Annotated in this window: 24 protein-coding genes; 11 read left to right on the top strand and 13 right to left on the bottom strand. The window is 64.8% G+C overall.

The window, feature by feature from the left end; genetic code table 11:
- Positions 1 to 360 (top strand): methyl-accepting chemotaxis protein (locus Q8O14_00170; GenBank protein ID MDP2359157.1); only part of this gene is annotated, 360 nt, incomplete at its 5' end.
- 93 nt (positions 361 to 453) lie between these two features.
- Here Q8O14_00170 and Q8O14_00165 read toward each other — a convergent pair.
- The 9 genes from Q8O14_00165 to secD all read right to left on the bottom strand — a co-directional run bounded on the left by Q8O14_00165 (position 454) and on the right by secD (position 11,215).
- Complete coding sequence (locus Q8O14_00165; protein ID MDP2359156.1) at positions 454 to 1,761, bottom strand: carboxypeptidase regulatory-like domain-containing protein; 1,308 nt, start codon at positions 1,759 to 1,761, stop codon at positions 454 to 456.
- Between the two features lie 276 nt (positions 1,762 to 2,037).
- A complete protein-coding gene (gene tsaE / locus Q8O14_00160; protein ID MDP2359155.1) occupies positions 2,038 to 2,526 on the bottom strand; it encodes a tRNA (adenosine(37)-N6)-threonylcarbamoyltransferase complex ATPase subunit type 1 TsaE in 489 nt (162 codons plus the stop codon).
- A gap of 49 nt (positions 2,527 to 2,575) precedes the next feature.
- Positions 2,576 to 4,129: a response regulator gene (locus Q8O14_00155; protein ID MDP2359154.1), complete on the bottom strand. Its 1,554-nt coding sequence runs from the start codon at positions 4,127 to 4,129 to the stop codon at positions 2,576 to 2,578.
- Between the two features lie 48 nt (positions 4,130 to 4,177).
- Positions 4,178 to 5,029, bottom strand: coding sequence for a DUF2520 domain-containing protein (locus tag Q8O14_00150; protein MDP2359153.1), 852 nt, complete (start codon positions 5,027 to 5,029; stop codon positions 4,178 to 4,180).
- Complete coding sequence (amrB, locus tag Q8O14_00145) at positions 5,019 to 5,900, bottom strand: AmmeMemoRadiSam system protein B (protein ID MDP2359152.1); 882 nt, start codon at positions 5,898 to 5,900, stop codon at positions 5,019 to 5,021. The genes Q8O14_00150 and amrB overlap by 11 nt, the downstream gene beginning before the upstream one ends.
- A 57-nt stretch (positions 5,901 to 5,957) precedes the next feature.
- Positions 5,958 to 7,013 carry a TerC family protein gene (locus Q8O14_00140; protein MDP2359151.1) on the bottom strand — a complete coding sequence of 352 codons (1,056 nt, stop codon included), beginning with the start codon at positions 7,011 to 7,013 and terminating at the stop codon, positions 5,958 to 5,960.
- A 19-nt stretch (positions 7,014 to 7,032) separates the two neighbouring features.
- Positions 7,033 to 8,316, bottom strand: coding sequence for an adenylosuccinate synthase (locus tag Q8O14_00135; GenBank protein ID MDP2359150.1), 1,284 nt, complete (start codon positions 8,314 to 8,316; stop codon positions 7,033 to 7,035).
- A 91-nt stretch (positions 8,317 to 8,407) separates the two neighbouring features.
- On the bottom strand, positions 8,408 to 9,322 hold the full coding sequence (gene secF / locus Q8O14_00130; GenBank protein MDP2359149.1) for a protein translocase subunit SecF: 915 nt from the start codon (positions 9,320 to 9,322) through the stop codon (positions 8,408 to 8,410).
- A gap of 9 nt (positions 9,323 to 9,331) precedes the next feature.
- Entirely contained in the window at positions 9,332 to 11,215 is a 1,884-nt protein-coding gene (gene secD, locus Q8O14_00125) for a protein translocase subunit SecD (protein ID MDP2359148.1), read from the bottom strand.
- A gap of 717 nt (positions 11,216 to 11,932) precedes the next feature.
- Between secD and Q8O14_00120 the strand changes: the two genes are divergently transcribed.
- The 3 genes from Q8O14_00120 to Q8O14_00110 all read left to right on the top strand — a co-directional run bounded on the left by Q8O14_00120 (position 11,933) and on the right by Q8O14_00110 (position 14,182).
- Entirely contained in the window at positions 11,933 to 12,712 is a 780-nt protein-coding gene (locus Q8O14_00120; GenBank protein MDP2359147.1) for a M23 family metallopeptidase, read from the top strand.
- A 73-nt stretch (positions 12,713 to 12,785) separates the two neighbouring features.
- On the top strand, positions 12,786 to 13,505 hold the full coding sequence (locus tag Q8O14_00115; protein MDP2359146.1) for a copper homeostasis protein CutC: 720 nt from the start codon (positions 12,786 to 12,788) through the stop codon (positions 13,503 to 13,505).
- Between the two features lie 242 nt (positions 13,506 to 13,747).
- A complete protein-coding gene (locus tag Q8O14_00110) occupies positions 13,748 to 14,182 on the top strand; it encodes an Hsp20/alpha crystallin family protein (protein ID MDP2359145.1) in 435 nt (144 codons plus the stop codon).
- Between the two features lie 206 nt (positions 14,183 to 14,388).
- Here the strand turns inward: Q8O14_00110 and polA are convergent, their stop codons facing one another.
- The 3 genes from polA to Q8O14_00095 all read right to left on the bottom strand — a co-directional run bounded on the left by polA (position 14,389) and on the right by Q8O14_00095 (position 19,517).
- Complete coding sequence (gene polA / locus Q8O14_00105; GenBank protein MDP2359144.1) at positions 14,389 to 17,169, bottom strand: DNA polymerase I; 2,781 nt, start codon at positions 17,167 to 17,169, stop codon at positions 14,389 to 14,391.
- Positions 17,170 to 17,322: 153 nt separating this feature from the next.
- Positions 17,323 to 18,336, bottom strand: a complete 1,014-nt coding sequence (locus tag Q8O14_00100) for a hypothetical protein (GenBank protein MDP2359143.1) — start codon at positions 18,334 to 18,336, stop codon at positions 17,323 to 17,325.
- Positions 18,337 to 18,449: 113 nt separating this feature from the next.
- On the bottom strand, positions 18,450 to 19,517 hold the full coding sequence (locus tag Q8O14_00095) for an Mrp/NBP35 family ATP-binding protein (GenBank protein MDP2359142.1): 1,068 nt from the start codon (positions 19,515 to 19,517) through the stop codon (positions 18,450 to 18,452).
- A 182-nt stretch (positions 19,518 to 19,699) separates the two neighbouring features.
- Here Q8O14_00095 and Q8O14_00090 point away from each other — a divergent pair, with 182 nt between their 5' ends.
- From Q8O14_00090 to nadS, 7 genes are all read left to right on the top strand, one after another.
- A complete protein-coding gene (locus Q8O14_00090; protein ID MDP2359141.1) occupies positions 19,700 to 20,470 on the top strand; it encodes a hypothetical protein in 771 nt (256 codons plus the stop codon).
- A gap of 284 nt (positions 20,471 to 20,754) precedes the next feature.
- Positions 20,755 to 20,880, top strand: a complete 126-nt coding sequence (locus Q8O14_00085) for a hypothetical protein (GenBank protein MDP2359140.1) — start codon at positions 20,755 to 20,757, stop codon at positions 20,878 to 20,880.
- A 164-nt stretch (positions 20,881 to 21,044) separates the two neighbouring features.
- The gene (locus Q8O14_00080) at positions 21,045 to 21,245 is read left to right on the top strand and encodes a type II toxin-antitoxin system VapB family antitoxin (protein MDP2359139.1); all 201 of its coding nucleotides are present in this window, start codon (positions 21,045 to 21,047) and stop codon (positions 21,243 to 21,245) included.
- Positions 21,242 to 21,601, top strand: a complete 360-nt coding sequence (locus Q8O14_00075) for a type II toxin-antitoxin system VapC family toxin (GenBank protein MDP2359138.1) — start codon at positions 21,242 to 21,244, stop codon at positions 21,599 to 21,601. Before Q8O14_00080 ends, Q8O14_00075 begins: the two co-directional genes overlap by 4 nt.
- Positions 21,602 to 21,884: 283 nt before the next feature.
- A complete protein-coding gene (locus Q8O14_00070; protein MDP2359137.1) occupies positions 21,885 to 22,328 on the top strand; it encodes a DUF4468 domain-containing protein in 444 nt (147 codons plus the stop codon).
- Between the two features lie 233 nt (positions 22,329 to 22,561).
- A complete protein-coding gene (locus Q8O14_00065) occupies positions 22,562 to 22,879 on the top strand; it encodes a type II toxin-antitoxin system RelE/ParE family toxin (GenBank protein MDP2359136.1) in 318 nt (105 codons plus the stop codon).
- Entirely contained in the window at positions 22,876 to 23,163 is a 288-nt protein-coding gene (gene nadS, locus Q8O14_00060; protein MDP2359135.1) for a NadS family protein, read from the top strand. The genes Q8O14_00065 and nadS overlap by 4 nt, the downstream gene beginning before the upstream one ends.
- Here nadS and Q8O14_00055 read toward each other — a convergent pair.
- Positions 23,160 to 23,438: hypothetical protein (locus tag Q8O14_00055; GenBank protein MDP2359134.1), on the bottom strand; the 279-nt coding region annotated here is incomplete at its 5' end. The two genes, nadS and Q8O14_00055, sit on opposite strands and share 4 nt — an antisense overlap.

Below are 23,438 nucleotides of genomic sequence, written 5' to 3'. Positions count from 1 at the left end.
AACGCCACCATCGAGGCGGCCCGGGCGGGCGACCTGGGGCGCGGCTTTTCTGTGGTGGCCAACGAGGTGAAAGAGCTGGCGCGCGTGACGGGCGAAGCCACCCAGCGCATCTCGAAGGAGGCGCAGACCATCGCCCAGGACACGGATCGTGTCGAGCAGATGATCGGCGCCTTCATGGGCATCACCCAGAGCGTGGGCGACTCCCAAAGCGCCATCGCCGGCGCCACCCAGGAGCAGGCCAGTGCTGTCGCCGAGATGTCGCGCCAAGTGCACGCCATCGTGGAGGAGACCCAGGAGCGGGTGCAACGCCTGGCGGAACTGAACTCCCATGCCGGCCAGCACATGGCCAAGGCCGGCTGATGCGGCCGACCCGGCAGAAGAGGAAGGCCCCCGCCGTGGCGAGGGCCTTCTCCGAGATTCGATTGCCAAGCGCGGGCCGACCCGCCGTGCAAGCTATTGGCTGATGACGACCGTCCGGTTGAGCACGTCGTTGTCGTAAGGCGCCAGCGTGGAATAGACCGTGACGAAGAGGTTGATCTGGGCCCCCGGATAGCCGCCGGCGGGCGCGCTGATCGTGATGTTCCGGTCGCCGTTGGAGAAGCTGACCGGGACATCCGCCCCGTTCACGCGGTAGACATTCCGGCTGTCGGCCACGTTGATCGCCTCGGAATAGCGGATGACGATGGCGTCATTGGCGCCAATCGCATAGAAGCCGTCGTACATCTGCAGGCTGGAGGACCTGATGAAAATCCCGTCCTGGGTGCGGAACTGGATGACTTCGCCATAGGCGCTGTTGTCGGTGGCCATGCCCGCCAGGTTCAAGAGGTACTGCTGCTCCAACCGAAGCGGCTCGTTGGGCGTGATGGTCACGGTGCGATTGCCCTGGCTCCACACGGGCGTATTCAGCTCAACCAGGCTGTTCCCCTGCAGGGTCGCCGTGAACTGGTCCGGACGCATGGCCTTGTTGAAGGTGAGGACGATGGCGTTGTTGATGCCAAACTGCCCGCCGCCCAGGTTGTTCGACACAATGAAGGGCTCATCCTGCACCAGGGCCAGAATGATGTTGTTCATTTGTGAGGTGTGATTGGGGAACAGATTCACGTTTCCCTGCCACCCGCCAAAGACGTATCCATCGCTGGTGAAGGAGTAGGTGAAGACGTTGGCGGAAGCGGTGGATGGAAGGTCGGTGAAGGAGAATGCGCCATTGGCGTCGGTCATGGTCTCGTAGTAGGAAGGAGTCAGGTTGAAGGCGATGAAGCTGGCACGCACGAGCAGGCCCGCCGCCGGCACGATGGTGCTGGCATCGATCCGCTTGTAGGCCGTGCCCTGGATGCCGCTGTGGAAGCCATACATCATGACATCGCGGTTGATGTTGAAGTTGAAGTCCTCCTCCGTGGGGATGTCCACGATGCCGATCTCATCCAAGTCCGGAATGACAACCAGGGTGCTTACCGTGGCAAAAGTGGCGCCGGCGGTGATGGTCAGGGAATAGGTGCCGGGGTCAAGCCCGGTGATGGCGTAATAGCCGGTGGCATTGGTGGTTGTGGTCAAAGTGCGGCCATTGTCGGCATAGGAGATGATGGCGCCGGCGATGGCCGTGTTCAGGATGCTGTCCAGGACGCGGCCACTGACGTTGCCAATGACGCGTCCATTGTTCGGATAAGTCTCGTACACATTGGTGACTTCCTCGCAACCGGCCAACAGGATGGCCAAGAGCAGCAACGCATGCACCAGTGGATGGAAAATGGTTCGACGGATCATTTCGCGCACCTTTCGTTGAATCGTGTGGCTCGTGCTCCTGTGGAGCCTCGTCTGAAGCTCCCCGTCCGGCCAGGACCACGGCCCGGTCAGGTCGAAGATCTGTTGTTGAACAAGTTGTGCCGGTGCAGACTACGAATAAAGTGGGGCTCAGCCTGATAATTCCTCGACAAGCTATCAGAAGATGCAATGGATAGCAAGGAGAAGTCCAATCTGCACACTATCGTGGCTGCAGACAGGGGCGATGGACGACCTGCCCGTTGCCCACGAATGCCAGGCTCAAGTGGGCGGACAGAATTCCTGGGCCGCCAACGCCCCGATGGGCAGCCGGCCCCAGCGTAGCTGGCGCACCTCGCCGGCGTGGTCGAGGCGGACGAGCAGGACTTCACCCCGCAGCAGGGGCAAGGCCAGGGCGGGCCACTCCACCAGCACCACCGCCCCGCTCTCCAAGCTCTCCTCGAAGCCGATGCGGCGGAGGCGGTCCAGGGTGTCCATGCGGTAGAGGTCGTAGTGGTGCAGCTCCAGCCTGCCGGCCAGACGATTGCATAGGGCGAAGGTGGGGCTGGTCACGTCGCCGCTCACGTCCAGCTCCGCGGCCAGCCCCTGGACCAAGCTCGTCTTGCCGGCCCCCAGCGGCCCCTCGAGCAGGATCAGCTCGCCGCCCGACAGGCCTCGAGCCAGGAGGGCGCCCGCCGCCCGCGTGGCGGCCAGGTCCGGCAGGAGTATTGGCGGCGAGAGCCGTCCGCCCGTTGGAAGCGGCAGATCCATCAGCGCGGCTCCAGCACCATCCCGCGTGGCGGGGATCCAGGGCGGATCCTCATCGCGGCTCCAACACCGCAACGGGCAGGATCATCTCCTCCATGGAAATGCCGCCGTGCTGGAAGCTGTCCTTGAACTGGGCCAGGTACTGGTTGTAGTTGTTGCCGTAGAGGAACATGTGATCCTCGGTGGCGAAGGCCATCGTCTCGCTGATCTTGCCGTGGGGCAGCCGCCATTTCTCCGGCTTGTCCACGAAAATGCCGCTGCGGTCGTCCTCCAGTCGCAGGTTGCGGCCCAGCTTCCAACGCACGCCGCGGGTGGCGTCGCGGTCGCTGTAGATGCGGGCGCCACGCTGGACGCGCACCGAGCCGTGGTCGCTGGTGATGACGATGGTGTAGCCCTTCTCGCGGAAAGCCTCGAGGATCTGGTTGAGGGCGCTGTGGCGGAACCAGGCGGAGACGACGCTGCGGTAGGCAGCCTCGTCCGGCACCATCTCCCGCACGATGTCGTTCTGGTTGCGGCTGTGGGCCAGGATGTCCACGAAGTTCCACACCATGCTGACGAAGCGGTGGTTGAAGAGGTTGTCCACCTTTTTCAACGTGTCGCCCGCCTCGGCCAGGTCGATGACCTTGATGTACTTGTGGGCGGGCTTGAACTCCAGTCCGTTGAGGCGCAGTTGGTGGTCGAGGAACTGCCGCTCGTGGCGGTTGGTGTTGCCCTCGTCGTCCATGTTGCGCTCCCAGAACTCGGCATGGGTCTTGGCGATGTCCGCCGGGTACATGCCGGCGAAAATGGCGTTCCGCGCATAGGGCGTGGCGCTGGGCAGGATGGAGACCTGCACCTCCCGGCGCACGCGGAATTTCTCGCGCAGGGTTTTCTCCAGCACCATCCAATGGTCCATCCGCATGCAGTCGATCACGCAGAAGAGGACGGGGCGCTCTTCGCGCAGCAGGGGCACCACCACCTGCTTGACGACGGAGGGACTCATCATGGGGCCGCCGGAGCCGTTGATCCAGTCCAGGTATTCGCGCTCCACCAGCCGGGAGAACTCGCGGTTGCATTCCCGCCGCTGGTCGAGGAGGGTCTGGCCGAAGCCCAGCTCGGGGCGCTCGTCCAGCTCCAGGTCCCAGGCGCAGAGTTGCTGATGGAAGTCCTGGAATTCCCGCCAGCCCGCCCCCAGGGCCAGCGTCCGGCCGATGCCGGCGAGGCCTTGCATGTAGCTCTCGCTCAAGTTGCGGCCGGTGAGACGCTGACGGTCGATGATCCGCTTGCAGACGGCGATGATCTGGCTGGGATTGACCGGCTTGGTCAGGTAATCGTCGATCTGGCGGCCGATGGCCTGGTCCATGAGGGATTCGGATTCGCTCTTGGTGACCATGACGCAGGGCAGTGCCGCGTCCAGCTTCTTGATCTCTTTCAGCGTGTCCAGCCCGGTCATGCCCGGCATCATCTCGTCCAGGAGGACGAGATCCCAGCGCTCCTGGCGGACCCGTTCCAGGGCGTCCATGCCGTTGGTGACGCCCGCCACCTCGTAGCCCTGCCGCTCCAGGATGAGAATGTGCGGCCGCAGCAGGTCGATCTCGTCGTCCGCCCACAACACTCGTCGTGACATGGCGATTCTCCTCGATGCTTGGTTGAAAGGAGCGTGCCAGGGTCCAGTTCATTCCTCCTTTGCCACGTCCAACAAAGCTGCGTTCATGCGGTCGGTCCGCAGGGACAGGATCTCGCCGCTGAGCTGCTCATAGACCGTCACCAGCGCGGGATGATGGTCGGCCAGCCAGGCCAGGTGCCGCTCCATCGTCACCTGGTCGCCCCGGGTGGCGGGGCCGCTCACCGCCAGCTCCGGTGGTCCCGCCGCCAGGTTGCGCAGGGTCTGTCCCACGATGGGCTGCAGCGCCCGCCAGGCCTGGGCGGGATCTCCCGGCCACAGGCGGCGGCAGAGGGAAGCCATCGCCGGCAGGAAGTTGCAGGCCAGCACGGCGCTAAGATGATAGGGAAGCTGATCCTGTGGCTCCAGCCAAAGCCATTCGTCGGCCAGCCTCCCCAGCAGAGGCGCCAGCTCCTGGCGCAGGGCCGCGTCGCCGCCCAGCGCCCAGAAGGGGATCTGCTCCGGCGGCGGAACGCCGGGCGGGAAGGTCTGGAGGGGATGGAGCAGGCCCGCCAGGACGCCCGCCCGGCTGAGGGGCTCCAATCCGGCCAATGGCGCGGAGGCGCTCACCTGCAGGACGATGCGGCCGGGCAGGTTCTCCCGCTCCAAGCGGCGGGCCAGGCGGTCCACCAGCCCGGGCAGCTGCGCCTCGCGCACGGCCAGGAGCAGAAGGTCCGCTCCCAGCGGTTCGGGGGCCTCGTCGCGCACGGTCTGTCCCGCCAGGGTCTCGCCGGCATGGGCGGGATCGGCGGCGAAGGCGAGGTCGACCAGCCCCGTGCCCTGCAGGGCGGGCAGCACGCCGCGTGCGGCGGCGCCCACGCCGAGGAGGCCCAGGCGGAAGTGGCGGGTGCGCTCAGACATCATCGCCATCCCGCACCAGGGCGGCGCCGTAACCCACCACGCGGCTCTCGTCGCCTCCCGCCTCGGCGCTGGTGCGGTAGTCCAGGATCTCCACAATGGGACGCTTCATCAGGTGCCGGCAGCAGGAGAGCAGCGCGGCGGCCGGTCCACCGCCGCAGGCTTCGCAGGAGCCCGCCGCCAGTTCCCCCAGCAGCTCGTGCTCGTCCCCCGCCGCGAAGAGGTCGAGGAAGCGGCTGTCCAGGCGCGTCGCATGGTCCAAAGGATGGAAGTGGCTGAGATCGGAGGAGGCGACGAGCAGGGTGGGGCAGGCCGCGTGCTCGTCGCGCAGCACCTCGCTCAGCGCCGCGGACAGGTGCAGCACGGTGTCCGCGCTCTGCTCGCCCAGGACGATGGGCGCCAAGCGGAAGGCTCCCAGCGCCTGCTGGAGGAAGGGCAGCTGCAGTTCCAGGCTGTGCTCCTCCCCGTGGCCGGCCTGGCCGTACCTCAGGCGGGGCAAGGCGTGGCCCAGACGCTCCAGGAAAGCGTCGTCCACCGGGATCTCACCCAGTGGCGTGCGCCAGTTGCCGGGCGCGGCCCGCCCCGCCACCGGACTCCAGGCGCAGGCGCCGGAGAAGGCTTCGCGGTGGGAGGGGGCCAGCACCACCACCCGGGCCGGCCGCCACTCATCCAGGGCGGCATAGGCCGCTGCGGCGGTGTGCCCGCTGTAATGGTAACCGGCATGGGGAGCGAGCAGGCCGGCCAACCTGGCACTCGGTGCGGGGCGGGAGGAGGTGGGCCGCGCCGCGGGGCGCAGCTCATCCAGGAGCGAGGCCAGCGCGGTGGGCTGGTCCGGGTACCACGATCCGGCCATGCGGGCGACGCGACATGTTGTCATGACATGCTCCAAGATCTCCAGCCTGGACGGGGGCAGGGCGCCAAGCGGCCCCGTGGATCAGGATTCGTCGCCGGCCGGCTGTCGCACCAGCAGCGAGGCGATCACGCCGCCCGCCAGGATGAGCAGGACGGCGCCCAGAAGATAGAGATTGAAGTGGCTGCCCAGCAGATCCCGCAGCCAGTGGGCGGCCAGCATCTTGACGCCCACCAAGGTAAGGACGAGGGAGAGCGAGACTCTCAGGTAACGGAAGGTGCGCAGCATGCCGGCCAGGGCGAAGAAGAGGCTGCGCAGCCCCAGGATGGCGAAGATGTTGCTGGTGAAGACGAGGAAGGGATCGGCCGTGATGGCGAAGATGGCCGGGATGGAGTCCACGGCGAAGACCACGTCCGCCGCCTCCACCACGATGAGGGCCAGGGCCAGGGGCGTGAGGACCAAGGCCCCCGTTTTGGCCGCCGCCATCACCGGGTCCGCGCCACCGCAGACCGGCAGCGCCGCCTCGGGGGAGCCGGCCCGCACCATGAAGTGCTGACCGTAGAAGCGCGTGCTCACCGGGAAGAAGCGGCGGGCGGTGCGCACCAGGATGTTGGACTCGAGGTCCGTCTCCTCGTCCTTGGCAAGGAGCATCTTGATGCCGGTGAAGACGAGGAAGGCGCCGAAGAGGTAGAGGATCCAGTGGAAGCGTGCCACCAGACCGGCTCCGATGGCGATCATCAGGCCGCGCAACACCATGGCGGCCAGGATGCCCCAGAAGAGGACGCGGTGCTGGAGGACGGCGGGCACGGCGAAGAAGCCCAGGATCAAGGCGATGACGAAGAGGTTGTCCATGCTGAGGGACTCTTCGATCAAGTAGCCGGTGATGTACTTGATGCTGGCCAGATGGCCCGTGTTGAGCAGGCCGTCCACCGGGTCGATGGTGGTGCCCAGACCCTGCCAGTGGTGGTCGTAGGCGAAGTAGATGAACACGGTGAAGCTGAGGGCGAGACTGATCCAGAAGGCGGCCCAGCCCAGGGCCTCACGCACGGAAATGACATGGGCCTTCCGGTGGAAGACGCCCAGGTCCAGCACCAGCATGGCGACGACGAAGACGATGAAGCCCGTGTAGATCCAGAACATGTGGGTTCCCTGGAACGGCTCAGGCGCCGGGTCGACGGATCAGCTGGCGGCGGTCGGGACCGTTGGAGACCCAGCCGATGGGAGTGGCCAGATCCTCCTCCAGCCAGGCCAAGTAGCGTCGTGCCGGGGAGGGCAGCTCGTCCCAAGCGCCGGCTGCGGCGCTGTCCGTCCAGCCAGGAAAACCTTGCCACACCGGCGTGACGCCGGATTCGAGGCGGCGCAGATCCTCCGGCATCTCGTCGTGGCGCCGGCCCTCCAGCTCATAAGCCACCGCGGCGCGCACCTCCTCCTGACCGTCCAGCACGTCCAGCTTGGTCAGGGCCAGCTCCGTGAACCCGTTGAGGCGGCAGGCGTAGCGGGCGGCCACCGCGTCGAACCAGCCGCAGCGGCGGGGACGTCCGGTGGTGGCGCCGAACTCGCCGGCCTGGGTGCGGAAGGCGTCGGCGAAGGGGCCGGGGGGGAACTCGGTGGGAAAGGGGCCGTTGCCCACGCGGGTGGCGTAGACTTTGCAGATGCCGATCACCTGGTCGATCTGGCGCAGGGGCACGCCGCCGCCCGTGCAGGCCCCGCCCGCCGAAGGATGGGTGGATGTGACATAGGGGTAGGTCCCCCAGTCCAGATCCAGCATGGCGCCCTGGGCGCCTTCCATCAGCACCCGGCCGCCTCGTTGCAGGACCTCGTGCAGAAGGACCTGGGTGTCCGCCACGAAGGGAGCCAATCCCAGGGCGGCCTGGGCGCAGGCTGCATCCACTTCGGCGCGGGGCAGCGGCTCGGCGCCGAGGGTCGCCAACTCGGCGTTGGCGCGCTCCAGGCCGGCGGCCACCTGGCCGCGACGGGCCGGATCCAGCAGGTCCCCCAGGCGCACGCCCCGGCGGCCGGCCTTGTCCATGGCGCAGGGACCCATGCCGCGCCCGGTGGTGCCGATGGCGCCGCCCGTGGAGTCCAGGGCCGCCTCGCGGGCCCGGTCCAGGCGGCGGTGCCAGGGCATGATGAGGTGGCAGGAGGGTGAGACGCGCAGGCGGTCCAGGTCCACGCCCTGAGCGGCCAGCATGGCCAGCTCGTCCAGCAACTCCCAGGGGTCGAGCAGGACGCCGGGGCTGATCAGGCAGGACACGCTGGTGTGGAGGATGCCGGTGGGGACCTGATGCAGGACGATGCGCCGGCCATCGGCGATCACCGTGTGGCCGGCGTTGGGACCGCCCTGGTAGCGGACCACCATCTGCAGGCCGGGCGCCAGGGCGTCGATGATCTTGCCCTTGCCCTCATCGCCCCACTGGGCGCCGATCAAGACGGTGACGGGCATGCCTTCCTCGAAGAAAAAGGCTCCGGCGGCAACCGGAGCCCAGATGGATGCGGATCTCCCGGGCCCGGACGCGCCGCCGTCCGGGGGGCGCTCATTTGCTCAGGGCCAGCTTGGCGGCGCGCCGGTCATGCCATTCGATCAGGATGGGGGCTGCGATGAACACGGACGAGTAGGTGCCGGTGAGGACTCCGATGAGCAGGGCCACCGCCATCGTCGTCAAGGTCTGGCCGCCGAAAAAGATGAGGATGACCACCGAGATGATGGTGGTGGCTCCTGTCAGCACGGTGCGGCTCAAGGTCTGGTTGATGGCGTCGTTGACCACCTTGGTGTAGGGCGCTCCCCGCTGCTTCTTCACTTGTTCCCGGATGCGGTCGTAGACGACGATCGTGTCGTTGATGGAGTAGCCCACCAGGGTGAGGATGGCGGCCAGCACGGCCAAGCTGAATTGGAGGCCGAAGAGGCTGAAGAAGAGCAGGACGACGAAGACGTCGTGCAGCGTGGCCACGATGGCGCCCACTGAATAGATGAACTCGAAACGCACGCTGACGTAGATGACAAGCAGGATGGAGACCCAGATGGTGGACCAGATGGCCGCCCGGGTCAGCTCCTTGCCCACCCGCGGCCCGATGTTGTGCATGGAACGCAGCTCGAAGGCGTTGCCGGGAAAGGCGCTGGCGAAGGCGGCGTCGACCAGGGAGCGCACGGTTTCCGCATCCGCCGTCTGCAGCTTGACCATCCAGTCGGGGTGGGCCAGATCCTCCGAGCGCAGGGTGGTCACCTCCGCCTCCAGGCCGCCCGCGGACAGGGCGCCGCGCAGCTGTCCCTCCGTCATGGGGCCGTTGAAGCGGTATTGCAGCTCCAGACCGCCGGTGAAATCGATCGTCTTGTTGTAGCCGCGGAAGATGGCCAGCAGCAGGCTGATCACCAGCAGGATCAGCGAGATCGTGATCCAGATCTTGCGCTTGCCGACGAAATCGATGTTGGGCGTCGAGAAGAACTCAAGCATGGCGCAACCTCAGATGCTCAGCCGCGTGGCGCGGTCGTAATTGGTGAAGCGATCGAAGAGCAGACGGGTCAGGAAGATGGCCGTGTACAGGTTCGCCGCGATGCCGATCATGAGGGTCAAGGCGAAGCCGCGGATGGGTCCCGATCCGAACTGGTAGAGCACCACGCCGGCAATCAGGGTGGTGACGTTGGAGTCCACGATGGCGGACAGGGCATTGGAGTAACCCGCGTCCACGGCGGCGCGCACGGTCCGTCCGCGCTTCAGCTCCTCCCGGATGCGCTCCAGGATGAGGATGTTGGCGTCCACCGCCATGCCGATGGTGAGCACGATGCCGGCGATGCCGGGCAGGGTCAAGGTGGCGTGGAAGCCCGCCAGCGCGGCCATCATGAAGATCATGTTGGCGACCAGGGCGGCCACGGCATTGATGCCGGACTTCTTGTAGTAGACCAGCATGAAAAGGGTGGTGAAGAGGAAGGCGAGCGCTGCGGAGAACGCTCCCTGGCGCAGGCTCTCGCTGCCCAGGCTGGGACCCACGGTGCGTTCCTCCACCGACTTGACGGTGGAGGGCAGGGCGCCGTGCTTGAGGAGGTTGGCCAGCTCCTTGGCCTCCTCGATGCTTTCGAGACCCTCGATGATGGCGCGGCCATTGGGGATCTTGCTGCGGATGTTGGGCGCCATGAAGACGCGGTTGTCCAGCACGATGGCCAGGCGCCGGCCCACGTTGTCGCCCGTGATGCGGGCGAAGCGGCGGGCGCCGTCCCTCGTCATGGACATCTCGACAATGGCGGCGCCGGCGTTGACGCCCTGGCCGCCCTGGTTGATGTTGACACCGGCGTTTTCCAGGGCCTTGCCCGTCAGTTCAGCCTCGCGGTGAACCAGGAACAACTCCGAGAACTTTTGGCCGCCCAGGTCCTCCAGCTTGCCCAGGATGAATTGCTTGTCGGGCGGGATGACGGCCTGCACGGCGGGTTGTGCAAGCACGGCCAGAACGCGTTCGCGGTTGGCCTCGGCAACGAGCACGCTGTTGCGGCCCGGGAAGACCGTGAGCAGCTCGAAGAAGGTGCTGGCCTGGCTGCCGGGGGTGGTGGCGGACTCCTGCTCTGTGCGCGCAGCCAGGGGATCGAAGACCTCGCTGTCGGGATCGTCCGCCGCGACCTGGGCGACTTCGGCCGCCACCGCAGCCGTGTCCACAGGTGCGGCCTGGGCCAGGGCGCTGTCCGGCAGGACGGGCAGCTCGCCTTTGACGGCGCCGTTGACCGCCTCCAGGACCTGGTTGGTGCGGGTGACCTCCTCCACCATCTTGAACTCGAGGAGGGCCGTGCGGCCAATCATGCGGCGGGCCGCCTCGGGATCGCTCACGCCGGCCAGCTCCACCACGATGCGGCGCTGGCCCTGCTTGGTGATGGAGGGTTCCTGCAGTCCCGAGCCGTCCACGCGGTTGCGCAGGATGACCAGGGAGTTGTCGATGGCATCGACGGATTGCTGCTTGAGGATCGCAAGAATCTCGGAGTTGGACTGTCGGCGCTCCCCGTAGTATTCGCTCAGTTGGACGTCGGAAAACTCCTGTTCGAATATCTGCCAGAAATCCGTGCTGGCGTCCAGCTTCGCCGCCACCCGGTTCAAGCGCTCCGCGAAGCGGGCATCGGGCGTGCGGGCCAAGCCCTTGGCCAACTCGACGAGGTCCACTTCGAGGACCATGTGCATGCCGCCCTGCAAGTCCAGGCCGCGCTTGATGGCCTTTTGCCGAAGCTCGACCTGGGCATTGGCATCCATGGCCTTCAGTCTGTCGTCCCCGATCATCGACAAACGGATGGTCGGATACAGTTTCCAAAGGGCGAGGGCCAGGATGACGCCGAAAATGATCCAGCGTAGCTTGTTGTTGTGCTGTTCCATGGTGATGGAAAGCTCCTTCATCGTCAGATGAGCGATTTTGCGCAAACCTTGAAGTTAGAATCGACCCACCCAAGATGCAATGAGCACATCTGGCCAAATGAAGCGATGAAAATTGGGTCGCGCCGAGTGGATATACATAACAAGTCTTGGGCCATTTTGTTGCTACGAATTTGTGCGAATCCTTGAACTCTACGATTTGGATGGGCTTGCCGAGTGTATCCAAATCTCGGAGATGGCAGGGAGTCTGTCGAGCTTGGGCCTTCGATGGGATTCGCGTCCATGTCGAGGTTGGTTTCCCGGAGATTTCGCGGCGCAACTTGGTGGATGTGCAAGGAAGCTGTGGAAGGCCCAGGCCGACAAGGGTGATGAGGACCGCGAAGTGGTCAAGTCCGACAGATTCCTGAGAGGGACTTTGAGACGGGGAGCCCTGGTCAAGGCGGGACTTCGTTGGCGGGTTGTCCTCGGGATTCGCAAGTAGGAACGCCGTGCGCGGAGACCACGTCCGACCGGCCGCCAGGCGGCGGCCTCGTTACGGCGGATGGAGGTGGTTTGACCGCGCGTGAATTTTCCTTACGTTCTCCCCCGCCAATACACGAAGATGTGAGGATTCGTTTGGAAGAACCCCGATTCCGCGATTCACATCAAGAGCTTGACAACACCAGTCTGCCGGCCGTTGCAACCGCGCCGCCGTGGCATCAGCGGGTCCTGAGCCTGGCCGTGGTGGGCGCCCTGATTCTCCTGGGCATCCGTTTCCAGCAGGACTTCAACGCTGAGCGTGTCCTGCGTGAGAACGACCAGTTGCATCGCAGCCTGGAAGAAGCTCTTGCCAATGTGAAACACCTGCGATTGTCCGTGGACTCCCTCCATTCCATGGACCGTGAGATCCGCCAGCTGGCCAAGCTTGAACCCATTCCCGACGAAGTGCGCCGCATGGGCGTGGGGGGGGCCCTCTACGAGTCCACCATGCCGGGCATCAGTTTCCAGGCCAAGAGCGAGCTGGCCCAGCTGGAGCGGGAAACCCGGCTGCTCCAGGCGTCACTCAGCCGGGCCCGGGAGCTGGTCTTCCTCCAGGTGGACCGCATGCGGCGGCTGCCCTCCATCGTGCCGGTGGCCGATGGAGAGATCAGCAGCCGCTTCGGATTCCGCGAGGATCCCTTCAACGGGGCCTGGCGCATGCACGAAGGCATGGATTTCCAGGCCCGCCTTGGCACGCCGGTGCTGGCCACGGCCGACGGCGTGGTGCAGGACCGCGGCCGCGAGGCTGGATTCGGCCTGGTGGTGCGGCTGGACCATGGGGACGGCATGCAGACCCTTTACGGGCACCTCTCGCGCATCCGGGTCGTGGTGGGACAGCAGGTGCGTCGCGGCGACCACATCGGCGATGTGGGCAGCACCGGCCGCAGCACGTCGGCCCATCTCCACTATGAAGTGCATCGGCAAGGGCGCCCGCTGAATCCCGAACCATTTGTCATGCATGAATTGGCGGCCTTGGATTGATGAAGGCCTTCACACCAGATCCGCACCAAATCGGCGCCGCCCTCCGCGGCGCTTTTCTTGTGGCGGCTATCTGATGTCGGTCCCGCTCCTGTCCGTGGAGATCTGCCTGGGGGGAAGCCGTCCTGTCCTGCCGGCCAACCTGGCTGCCGCCCGGGCAGGCGGCGCGGCGCGAGTGGAGCTGTGCTCGGGCCTGGCCGTCGGGGGACTGACTCCCGCCCGCTGGCAGGTGGAAGCGGCGGCGGGTCTGCTGCACGGAGGCCCCGAGTTGGTGGTGCTCCTCCGTCCGCGGCCGGACTTCAGGCTGGGTCCGCGCGATGTGGAGAGCCTGGCGCGCCGGATGTCCCATGCCGCCCTGCTGGGGGCGGGCGGCGTAGCCCTGGGCGCCCTGCGCGGGAAGGAACTCGATCGTCCGGTCATGGCAGCCCTGGTGCGCATCGCCCACGAGCTGGGGCTGCGGGTCACCTGCCATCGCGCCTTCGATGGGGTGGAGGATCGGCAGGGAGCCCAGGAAATGCTGATCGACCTGGGGATGGACCGTCTGCTGACCAGCGGCTGCGTTTGGGAAAGCGGCGGCTCCGCCCTGGACGGAATGCCGGTCCTGCGTCAAGCATTGGTCGCCGCCGCCGGACGCATGGAACTGGTGGTTGCGGGCCGCCTCCACCCCGGCATGGTCCCCGACCTCCAGCAGGCCCTGGGTGGGCGCGGCTATTCTTTGCACGCCTGCTCAGGCGTCCTGCGCCGGCGCCGGGTGGATGAAGCGCGGGTGCGGCAGCTTGTGCTGGCAGCCTCCTGACAAATCATGACACAAATGGCGAGTTCACCTGACATCATGACAGTCTTTCTGCCATAATCGCATGCGCTGACAGATCCCCACCCCGGATTTCTTCGTCGACCATCCCTGACTCAGCGGAAAGCTATTGATGAACAGGCGGATGCAAAACTGGCATCGGGCTTGCTTATTCCCTTGGCGTTCGCCGATGCACAGAGCATCGAGTCAATCGAAACAGGAAAAATTGCATAGAAAGGAGATTCGCCATGTTCTTCAACACACTTCTCCCCGCCTCCCTCCATCGGGAGATTGCCCGCAGCTTCGCGCAGCCCTCCGTGGCCACGCCTTCCATCGGCCACCTCATCCGTGGCGAGGTGATCGAGCGCGAGCACCACTGGGAGCTGAACCTGGATCTGCCGGGCCTGGATCGCGAGGACGTGGAAATCCTCGTGGAAGGCAACGAGTTGGTGATCAAGGGTGTTCACAACCGTGAGGCCCTGGGCGAGAGAGATCGGGTGGAGTATTCCAGCCGCCTCTTCGGCAGTTTCGAGCGCCGCTACCGCCTGTCGGACGAGATCAATCTGGAGAAGGTGTCCGCCCACATGGACAAGGGGGTGCTGCGCATCATCCTGTCCAAGGCCGACCAGGCCCTGCCCCGCAAGGTCGACATCCAGATCAGCGGAGCTTCTTCCTCTTCCTGAATGATGTGTGGTGATGATGTGAAGCGGCGGCCGGCGGATCCCCGCCGGCCGCCGGGGGTTCCCCTGGGGGACCCTCCACGGGACCGGACGCTCTGAGATTCCGACAATAGATCCGCTCAGCAACGCGTGGGACATGGGCGGAGGCCCGTCGGCCTGGGTCGGCGGGCTTTTTCACTCCAAGGACGGTCCGGCCCCCGACGGTTGCCCTACTTCGCCTCCAGCCAGCATGCACCCATGGCCGGCTCCGCCACGAGGGGGACCTGCAGGGGTACAACCGACTCCATCTCGCGGCGGATCTCCGCCATGAAGCGCGGCGCCTCCTCGCGCGGGGCCTCGAAGAGCAGCTCGTCGTGGACCTGCGAAATCATGCGCAGGCCGCGCAGGTCGCCGCCCAGGCGGGCATCGATGTTCAGCATGGCCAGCTTGATCAAATCGGCGGCGCTGCCCTGGATGGGCGTGTTGACGGCGATCCGCTCCGTGCCCTCGCGCAGTTGGCGGTTGGCGCTCTTCAAGTCGGGCAGGTAGCGGCGGCGGCCGAAGATGTTCTCGACGTATCCCCGCTCGCGGGCCTCCTCGATCAAGCGGCTGGACCAGTCCTTCACGCCGCGGTAGAGGGTGAAGTAGTCCTCGATGAAGCGTTTGGCCTCGCCTTGCGAGATGCCCAGGTTGCCGGCCAGGGCGAAGGCCCCCATCCCGTAGATCACCCCGAAGTTGACCACCTTCGCCTGCCGCCGCATGTCGGCGTCCACGGCGGACTCGGCCACGTGGAAGATGCCCGCCGCCGTGCGGGCGTGGATGTCCGCCCCGTCGCGGAAGGCGCCGATCAGCTCGGCATCCCCGCTGATGTGGGCCAGCAGCCGGAGTTCGATCTGGCTGTAGTCGACGTCGATCAGGATCTGGCCCGGGCCATCCGCCACGAAGGCCCGGCGGATGCGGCGACCCCAATCGGTCCGAATGGGAATGTTCTGCAGGTTGGGATCGGTGCTGCTCAAGCGGCCCGTGGCGGCAATGGTCTGGTTGAAGTTGGTGTGGACGCGTCCCGTGCGCGGATTGACCATCAGCGGCAGGGCGTCGCTGTAAGTCCCCTTCAGCTTGGCCAGCTGGCGATACTCAAGCAAGAGGCGCGGCAGGGCGTCCTCGGCGGCCAGCCGCTCCAGTTCGTCCACGTCGGTGGACCAGCCGCTGGCCGTCTTGCGGCCTGGCTTGAGGCGCAGCTTCTCATAAAGGATGACCGCCAGCTGGCGCGGTGAATTGAGGTTGAAGGCCTCGCCGGCCAGGGCGTGGATCTCCGCTTCGAGGACGACCATGCGCTCGGCCAGCTCCTTCGACAGATCCTGCAATTGGACGCGGTCGATCTTGACGCCCGCCTGCTCCATGCGGGCCAGCACGGCGAGCATGGGCAGATCGATGCGCCGGTAGAGCGCGTCCAGCCCCGCCTCGCGCAACTCCTTCTCCAGCAAGGGCCACAGCTGCCGCACGCAATCGGCGTCCTCGCAGGCGTACTCGGCGATCTTCTCCAGGGGCACATCGGCCATGCTGATCTGCTTGGCCCCGCTGCCGATCAGATCGCTGGTGGGAATCTTGGCCAGGCCCAGATGCTGGAGTGAGAGCGAATCCAGATCGTGGCGCCGGCCGGCCGGCCGCAGGACGTAAGAGGCCAGCATGGTGTCGAAGACCACGCCGCGCACCGTCACGCCATGCTGGGCGAGAACGTTGAGGTCATACTTGGCGTTCTGGCCCAGCTTGGGGTGGTCGGCCGCCTCATACCAGGGACGGAGCCGCGCCAGCACCCAGGCCAGCTCGTCCGCCGCCTCCGCCGTGTCGAACAATCCACCGCCGGCACCCTCTCCCGCACCGTCCTTGAGGCGCGCCGGCAGGTACCACGCCTCCCCGGCCCGCCAGGAGAAGGAGAAACCGACGATGGAACACTGGTGGGCGTCCAGGCCCGTCGTCTCCAGATCGAAGGCGCAGGGCTCCGTCCGCGTCTCGGCCAGAAGGCGGGTGGCGAAGGCCTCGACCTCGGCGCGGGTGGCGACCGTGTGATACAAGCGCGTCGGGGACGGCGACGCGTCGGTGTCGCCGACGGCCGGCGCCGGGGGGAAGGACGGGGCGCCGCCTCCCTCCAGCGCCGCGAAGTGCTGCATGGCCATGCGCAGCCCCAGTTCCCCCAGCCGCTTGAGGAAGGTCTGGCTACCCCAGGCCGGCGCCGGCAGGCGCAAGGGGTCGAAAGCGCAGGGCACCTGGCAGTCGATGGTGACAAGACGTTTCGAGAGGTAGGCCAGGTCGCGGTTGTTCTCCAGCTTGGCGCGCACGGCCTTCTGGCCCAGCTCCGCCAGGTTGGCGTAGACGCCGTCCAGGTCGCCGAAACGTCCCACCAGGTCGGCCGCCGTCTTGATGCCGACGCCGGGCACCCCGGGCACGTTGTCGGAGCTGTCACCCATCAGGGCCAGCACGTCGACGACCTGGCCCGGTGCGACCCCGAACTTCTCGCGCACGCGCTCCTCGCCCACCAGGTCGACTTCGCCCCCCTTCTGCGGCGTGAAGAGGAAGATGCCCGGCTGCACGATCTGCATCAGGTCCTTGTCCGCGGTCAGGACGAAGACCTCCCAGCCCTGGCGCCGCGCCTCCTGGGCGCAGGTGCCCAGCAGATCGTCCGCCTCCCAGCCCTCCAGCCGCATGGCGGGCAGGCCGGCCAGTTCCAGCAGATCGAAGAGGACGGGGAGCTGGGCGGCCATCTCGGCCGGCATGGGCGGCCGGTTGGCCTTGTAGGCGGGATAGAGCTGGTGCCGGAACGTGGGCGCCGGCGTGTCGGTGGTGACCACCACCGCGCTGGGCGCCTCGCTGCGGATGAGGCGGGCCAGGGTCAACATCACGCCGTTGATGCCGCTCACCACCAAGCCGTCCCCGGTGGTCAGATGATGCCGCTCCATGGCCATGTGCGATTTGAAGAAGACCGACATCAGGTCGATGAGGAAGAGCTTGCGCATGGGGCCTTTCCGGTGGGTTGATGGCTGGCGACGCGCAGAAGATGGCGGATGCGCGGGATGGATGGAAGATCCCGGGCGCGGCGTCCGACCGACTCCTGGCCAAATAAAAAGGGGGCCGCGGCCCCCTGCTTGCATGCTCGTCGATCAAGGGGATCAGAAACGGTATCCGATCGAGAAGCGGGCATAGCCGCCCGACAGGTTGTAGGAGATCGGCTTGGGGGCGCCCCATTGCAGGTCCGGATCATTGAGATCCAGGGGCTCCGAGAAGGGCGGCAGGCCGATGGCCTGGCGCAGGGCGTTGTCCCGCTGGTACTGCAGCGAGGCGGAGATGAGCGGGGCGAACTCGTAGCGCGTGTCCGGCTCGCCCACAAGGGGAAGCTCCACCATCTCGCCGGTGGGGCTGCGGAAGAGCTGGGTGGTCTCGCCGTCCAGCTTGTCGAAATTCATGTGGTTGTAACCCAGGTCAAGGAAGAGGCTGACCGGCCCCAGCTCCACCTCGGTGCCGAGGAAGAGGCGGCCCGTCAGCGCGGACCCGTCGTAGGCGGCTTCGATGGAGTGCTGGACCACTTCCTTGTTGAAGAGCGGATCGGTTTCGAAGAAGGAGTTGCTCTTCTGGATGTAGGTCCCCGTCGACTCGATGTTGCCCAGGCCCAGCCCCAGCCCGACATGGGCGTGGAGGGGCAGGTTGAGGTCCTTCAAGCTGTACCGGCAGGTGGCCATCACGTTGCTGACGTCCACGCGTTCCTCGGCGAAGATGGACGGCGTGAAACCTGTGCCGATGGAGAAGCGGAAGAGGTTGGACGTGGCCGTGGCGCCCGCCGTGTACTCCAAGCCCGCCATCAAGCGGCTGTGGGGCCACGTGATCCAGGTGCGCTCCACCGTCAGGCCCATGTCCGGACGGTTTTTCAGGGACTTCACCCGCAGATAGGGCGCCCAGTTGCCGAAGTTGACGTTTTCCCCCTGGGCATCAGTCACCCAGGTGCCGTTCTGGCCGAAGTACTCGTTCATGCCGCTGATGTGGTTGTTGAGGTCCTCCAGGCCGGACATGTGGTCCAGACCGCCATGGAAGCGGATGGTGAACCCCGACAAGAGGCCACTGGATGGCTGGGCCAGGGCGGCGGCCGAGAGCAACAAGGTGGTCGCCAACAACTTTGACACGTGCGGCATGGATCCTCCGAGGTTGCGGACAAGCGCCATCAAAGTAGGAAGGCCCCCTTCGGCTGTCAACCGAGCGACAGGGACAATCCGGGCGGAGCAAGGATCGTGCCGGGATGGGCTGATCACGCCAGCTGCCGGCAGATCTCCTTCACCATCTGGTCGAATATTTCCGCATAGGCCGGATCCGTCAGCACGATGGGCTGGCCCAGATCCCCACCCTCCCGGATGCGGATGTCGATGGGCAACTCGGCCAGGAGGGGGACCTGCTGCCGCTCCGCCTCGCGGACGCCGCCGCCCTGGCCGAAGATGTGGAAGCGCCGGCCGGTGTCCGGGCACTGGAACCAGCTCATGTTCTCCACCAGCCCGAGGATGGGCACGCCCACCTTGCGGAACATGGTCACCGCCTTGCGCGCGTCGATCAGCGCCACTTCCTGCGGCGTGGTGACGACCACGACCCCCGACAGCTTGACGCGCTGCGCCATGGTAAGCTGGGCATCGCCCGTGCCGGGCGGCATGTCGACCACCATGAAATCCAGCTCCGGCCAGCTCACGTCCTGCATGAGCTGGGTGAGGGCCTGCATGACCATGGGACCGCGCCAGATCATGGCCGCGTCCTCTTCGATGAGATGGCCGATGCTGAGCATGTGGACCCCGTGCGCCTCCAACGGGATGATCTTGTCGTCCTGCACGAAGGGACGCTCCAGATTGCCCATGATGAGCTGGATGCTGGGGCCGTAGATGTCGGCGTCGAGCAGACCCGTCCGGTAGCCTGCCGCCGCCAGGGCCACCGCCAGGTTGGAGGCGACGGCGGACTTGCCCACCCCGCCCTTGCCCGAGGCGACGGCGACGACGTGCCGCACCTGGCTGAGCAGTTTGGGCAGGGTGTTGGGATCGGGTGCGCCCTGGCCGTGCGCATGGCCGTGGCCGCCCTCGCCGCCGGAAGAAGCGCCGGTGAGGCGGGTGATGACCTGGAGACGTCCGGGCAGGACGGGTGCCAGCACGGCGCGGACGGCGGCATCCAGCCGCCCGGGGAGGGCGGGATCCTTGCTGGCCACTGCCAGATGGATATCCACGCCATCGGGCAGGATCTCCACATCCTGCACCATGCCGAAGGAGACCAGATCCCGGTTGAGACCGGGGTAGTTGACCTGCTTGAGCAGGGACATGACTTCGTCGCGCGTCACGCTCATGGGACGGACACCGCCTTTCCATGTTGCTTCCGGCCGGGCCTGTCCATTCATTCCCACAGCCTGGTGGCGGGTTGCCGGAGTGGGTCCGCCCAATGGAACCTGGATGGCGACCCCTCGTGTTGGAGCGCCTGTCCTCGGCGAAGGATGCCGGTTGGCATGAACTTACATTTCGGTGCATGACCATGACAGCACAACAGGCCGCCCAGGCCGGCCAATTGGCCCTTGATTGGCCGGATGCGTTGAGCACAAGCGAGATAGCCTTTCGCTTGCGGGAACAGGACCGCAACCTGGGCACCCTCTTGCCGCCCGAGGTGGAGGTGCGCAGCCGCCGGAACCGCAGCACCTTGGGCAGCCTGCGCTTGAGCCGGGACAAGCCGTCGGTCTGGCGCTTCACGGTGGCGGCCGACCTGTTGGAGCGGGATCCGCAGGCCGCCCTCGACCTGGGACTGCTTCTGCTGCATCGGGCCCGGCGCCAGCCGCCGCCCGAGGCGCTTCGCATCCGCTTGGCTGGCCTGCGGGCCGGTTGGGAGTCTCCGCGGGGGCGAAGGCCTCGGGGCCTGCTGGAGGACCCGGCGCTGCCCGCCCGCCTGGCGGCCGTCCAGGAGCGGAGCGCCCTGGGGTTGCCGCCGGGCGGGTTGCCGGGAATTGTCTGGGTGGACAGCGCCAGCCGCCGGGTGATGGGCCGCTATGACAGCCGCGCCCGCCGCATCGAACTGCACCTGGCCTTGCGCGATCCGGCCGTCCCGGACCACGTCCTGGACAACCTCATCTTCCATGAGCTGCTGCATGCCGTGCTGGCGCCCAAGGTGGAGGGATCCCGCCTGGTCCATCACCACGCCGAGTTTCGCCGGCGCGAGAAGGCCTTTCCCGCCTTCGGCCAGGCCGAGGCCTGGTCGCGCGACCAATGGCCCCGCCATGTGGCCCGCCACCTGAGACGCCGCCGCACGGGTTGACCTCCCCGCCGGCCTCTTCTCGCCAAGCCCTTGTGACGATGGACAAGGTTCCCGCCCGGTAGAACACTGTCGGGAATTGAACAGCTCCGGCGGAAATCATGCAGGCAGCTTCATAATGCAGAACTTATGGGGGCGGCGGCACTCAGTTTTTGCGTGTGAGGGGCAAGGAGTTCACACAATTGTCAGGGAGTCCGGACGGATTGGCCCGCAGCTTGCTCAAACCCTTCCCGAGCGCGGCCCCCAACCGGCGCATGCCCTGAAGCCTGAACACAATGGAGTACGCCATGACTGCGGATCGCAAGTTGATGCGCGCCTTGAATCGACGGAAGTTCCTGGGCCTGCCCACGGACATGTTGTTTTCCAGTCCGCTCTTCCTGCTTCTGCTGGTGCTGTTCATCATGATCTTCTGACCATCATCCGCTCTCTCCCCGGCGAGCGTCGCTCGCTGACTTGGCTTAGTTGGGCCGGCGCCTGCCGGCCCTTCTCCTTTTTACGGGCGGTGTCCGCCGAAGTCCAGTTGGCAAGACGATGATTCCGCTTGAAAGATCTGCATTGAATTAGCATACTGAGGCACATGAGAACTACACTGAATATCGACGACCAGCTTCTAAGCCAGGCCTCGAAGCTCACCGGCATTTCCGAAAAGACTTCGCTCATCAGGTTGGGTCTTGAAGCGCTCATCGCGCTTGAGAGCGCCCGTCGACTTGCCTTGCTTGGTGGATCTGAGAAGAATCTTCAGATCATTCCGCGCCGACGCTCCGAAGCCATTCAATGACGCTGGTCGATACATCTGTTTGGATTGATCACCTTCGTAGAGTGAATGATCAACTTGTGCAGTTGCTCAACGCGGGGTTGGTTCTCCATCACCCTCTCGTTTTTGCTGAGCTTGCATGTGGTAACCTCAGCAATCGCCTAGAGATCCTGGGTCTCCTTTCTACATTACCGCAGGCACGTATTACTGAATACGATGAGACGATCCAGTTCATGGAATCAAGAAAGCTTTTTGGGTTGGGGCTGGGATGGATCGATATCAATCTCCTTGCTTCAGCTCAATTGACAGGATGTCGGCTCTGGACTTATGATAAAGCGCTTGTTCGTGCTGCTGAGGGTCTTGGATTAGTCAATGAATAGCTAATGGCTTGCTAACTCTGCTTGCAGCCGACGGCATCGCCTGTCACGCCGCTTGCTGATGTTGCGAAAAGGACTCGAAGTGGACGAAGGCAAGCGCCGCGCCAGGCGCGCCGCGGCTGAAGCCAACGTTAGGCAAACTAGCTGGAGACAATTCTAAATGACAAACCTTGAGGCTCAAATGAGGACAATCACGACGATCGTAACTTGCGTGCTGTTCTATGCTGGGTCGTGCTTGGCCGAAATCCCTAGGGATAGCACTAGAACAAGTGCCGATGGGAAGGGAATGTTTTGCTACCAAGAAGTTATTGAGATTGATACTCTGAGCCAAAATGAGCTTTATGCAAGAGCCAAGTCTTGGATTGCTAACGCCTACCGCAGTGCGAATGATGTAATCCAACTAGATGATCCAGAAAAGGGGATCATTATTGCAAAGGGATTTACAAAGAACTATTGGAACACGAATGATCTGGATATTTACCACACACTGACGATCGAAATCAAGGAGGGCCGATACCGGTATACCTTTTCTGATTTCGTAATGCATTTTCCACTATTTCGAAATTCAGTTGCATCTTTCCCAGCAAGTGAAAAGCCAATGGAAGATGGTCGCGGAATGATAGGATATAAAAAGGTTCTAGAGAGAAGCGATAAAGAATTGAGGCTACTGATCGAGAACCTGAAGTCTGCTATGACAAGGTCATCGCTAGTCGGCGGAAGTGATTGGTGAAATGAATGAGCTTTAGAATTATGCTTGATCGATCTTGTTGCCTAACACTGCTTGCAGCCGACTTTGCGCCTGTCACGGCGCTTGCAGTCGGACGGGATAAGAAACGTCGGTAGGAGAAGGCAAGCGCCGCGCCAGGCGCGTCGCGGCTGAAGCCACCGTTAGCCAGACCGGATAACCTGCATCGGTCACAAGATTTCCATTGACATTGCTACGCCAATGACGTACTATGAGCCATGCGATTCGTAGAAACGCCGATCTTCACCCGGCTGGTCAAAGCCCTTGTCCCTGATGAGGATTACCGGACCTTGCAGATGGCTCTGATACTTCGGCCAGAGCAAGGCGCCCTCATTCAGGGATCTGGCGGGCTTCGCAAGATTCGTTGGGGTGGATCCGGTCGTGGTAGGAGCGGTGGCCTACGGATCATCTACTTCTGGGACAAAGAGCAAACAGCATTCTACATGCTTTTGGCGTATGCAAAGAACGAACAGGAAGACCTGACACCAGAACAGCTCCGAATTCTGAGTCGTTTGGTCAGAGAGGAATTCAAATGAAGCAGCGGGACTTCGACGATCTCGTCGAAAGCGTCAAGCAGGCTGGTAAAATCCGTCGGGGTGAATCAAAGCCGTCTCGCATCATTGCCTTCAAGCCTGCAGACATCAAGGATGTTCGGTTGACTCTGGGTAAGTCGCAGGTTGAGTTTGCTATGATGATCGGCGTAAGTGTCGCAACTCTACGCAATTGGGAACAGGGCCGGCGTACACCGGACGGCCCCGCCATGGCGTTACTCAAAGTGGCGGCAAAGAACCCAAAGGCTGTCGCCTCCGCCTTGAGCTAGCGCTCGACGAAACTGGCTAACAACTGCTTGCAGCCGACGGCTGCGCCTGTCACGCCGCTTGCTGGATGTTGTGAAAAGGACTCGAAGTGGACGAAGGCAAGCGCCGCGCCAGGCACGCCGCGGCTGAAGCCAACGTTATATAGACTGGCATTCTCTTTGAAGGCTGGGTTTGTGGTGGCGCCGGCGCCTAGTCTGCTCAGGCAGTGCCATGGGGGCGCAAGGCGCTGGCGGCCTTTGCGGGTCTCCCGGTTTATGCTGCTCTCTCGGCATAGGCA

This window comes from bacterium (assembly GCA_030685015.1).
Classification (GTDB): domain Bacteria; phylum CAIWAD01; class CAIWAD01; order CAIWAD01; family CAIWAD01; genus CAIWAD01.
This window is presented reverse-complemented; position numbering and strand designations above follow the sequence as displayed.

What these genes read in the sequence shown, in the direction of transcription:
- Q8O14_00100 (MDP2359143.1), bottom strand. Translation starts at nt 18,336, where the DNA reads ATGCCGCACGTGTCAAAGTTGTTGGCGACCACCTTGTTGCTCTCGGCC.
- Q8O14_00090 (MDP2359141.1), top strand. Translation starts at nt 19,700, where the DNA reads ATGACAGCACAACAGGCCGCCCAGGCCGGCCAATTGGCCCTTGATTGG.
- Q8O14_00085 (MDP2359140.1), top strand. Translation starts at nt 20,755, where the DNA reads ATGACTGCGGATCGCAAGTTGATGCGCGCCTTGAATCGACGGAAGTTC.
- tsaE (MDP2359155.1), bottom strand. Translation starts at nt 2,526, where the DNA reads ATGGATCTGCCGCTTCCAACGGGCGGACGGCTCTCGCCGCCAATACTC.
- nadS (MDP2359135.1), top strand. Translation starts at nt 22,876, where the DNA reads ATGAAGCAGCGGGACTTCGACGATCTCGTCGAAAGCGTCAAGCAGGCT.
- Q8O14_00155 (MDP2359154.1), bottom strand. Translation starts at nt 4,129, where the DNA reads ATGTCACGACGAGTGTTGTGGGCGGACGACGAGATCGACCTGCTGCGG.
- Q8O14_00110 (MDP2359145.1), top strand. Translation starts at nt 13,748, where the DNA reads ATGTTCTTCAACACACTTCTCCCCGCCTCCCTCCATCGGGAGATTGCC.
- Q8O14_00080 (MDP2359139.1), top strand. Translation starts at nt 21,045, where the DNA reads ATGAGAACTACACTGAATATCGACGACCAGCTTCTAAGCCAGGCCTCG.
- Q8O14_00115 (MDP2359146.1), top strand. Translation starts at nt 12,786, where the DNA reads ATGTCGGTCCCGCTCCTGTCCGTGGAGATCTGCCTGGGGGGAAGCCGT.
- Q8O14_00135 (MDP2359150.1), bottom strand. Translation starts at nt 8,316, where the DNA reads ATGCCCGTCACCGTCTTGATCGGCGCCCAGTGGGGCGATGAGGGCAAG.
- Q8O14_00095 (MDP2359142.1), bottom strand. Translation starts at nt 19,517, where the DNA reads ATGAGCGTGACGCGCGACGAAGTCATGTCCCTGCTCAAGCAGGTCAAC.
- secF (MDP2359149.1), bottom strand. Translation starts at nt 9,322, where the DNA reads ATGCTTGAGTTCTTCTCGACGCCCAACATCGATTTCGTCGGCAAGCGC.
- secD (MDP2359148.1), bottom strand. Translation starts at nt 11,215, where the DNA reads ATGGAACAGCACAACAACAAGCTACGCTGGATCATTTTCGGCGTCATC.
- polA (MDP2359144.1), bottom strand. Translation starts at nt 17,169, where the DNA reads ATGCGCAAGCTCTTCCTCATCGACCTGATGTCGGTCTTCTTCAAATCG.
- Q8O14_00070 (MDP2359137.1), top strand. Translation starts at nt 21,885, where the DNA reads ATGTTTTGCTACCAAGAAGTTATTGAGATTGATACTCTGAGCCAAAAT.
- Q8O14_00075 (MDP2359138.1), top strand. Translation starts at nt 21,242, where the DNA reads ATGACGCTGGTCGATACATCTGTTTGGATTGATCACCTTCGTAGAGTG.
- Q8O14_00150 (MDP2359153.1), bottom strand. Translation starts at nt 5,029, where the DNA reads ATGATGTCTGAGCGCACCCGCCACTTCCGCCTGGGCCTCCTCGGCGTG.
- amrB (MDP2359152.1), bottom strand. Translation starts at nt 5,900, where the DNA reads ATGACAACATGTCGCGTCGCCCGCATGGCCGGATCGTGGTACCCGGAC.
- Q8O14_00165 (MDP2359156.1), bottom strand. Translation starts at nt 1,761, where the DNA reads ATGATCCGTCGAACCATTTTCCATCCACTGGTGCATGCGTTGCTGCTC.
- Q8O14_00065 (MDP2359136.1), top strand. Translation starts at nt 22,562, where the DNA reads ATGCGATTCGTAGAAACGCCGATCTTCACCCGGCTGGTCAAAGCCCTT.
- Q8O14_00140 (MDP2359151.1), bottom strand. Translation starts at nt 7,013, where the DNA reads ATGTTCTGGATCTACACGGGCTTCATCGTCTTCGTCGTCGCCATGCTG.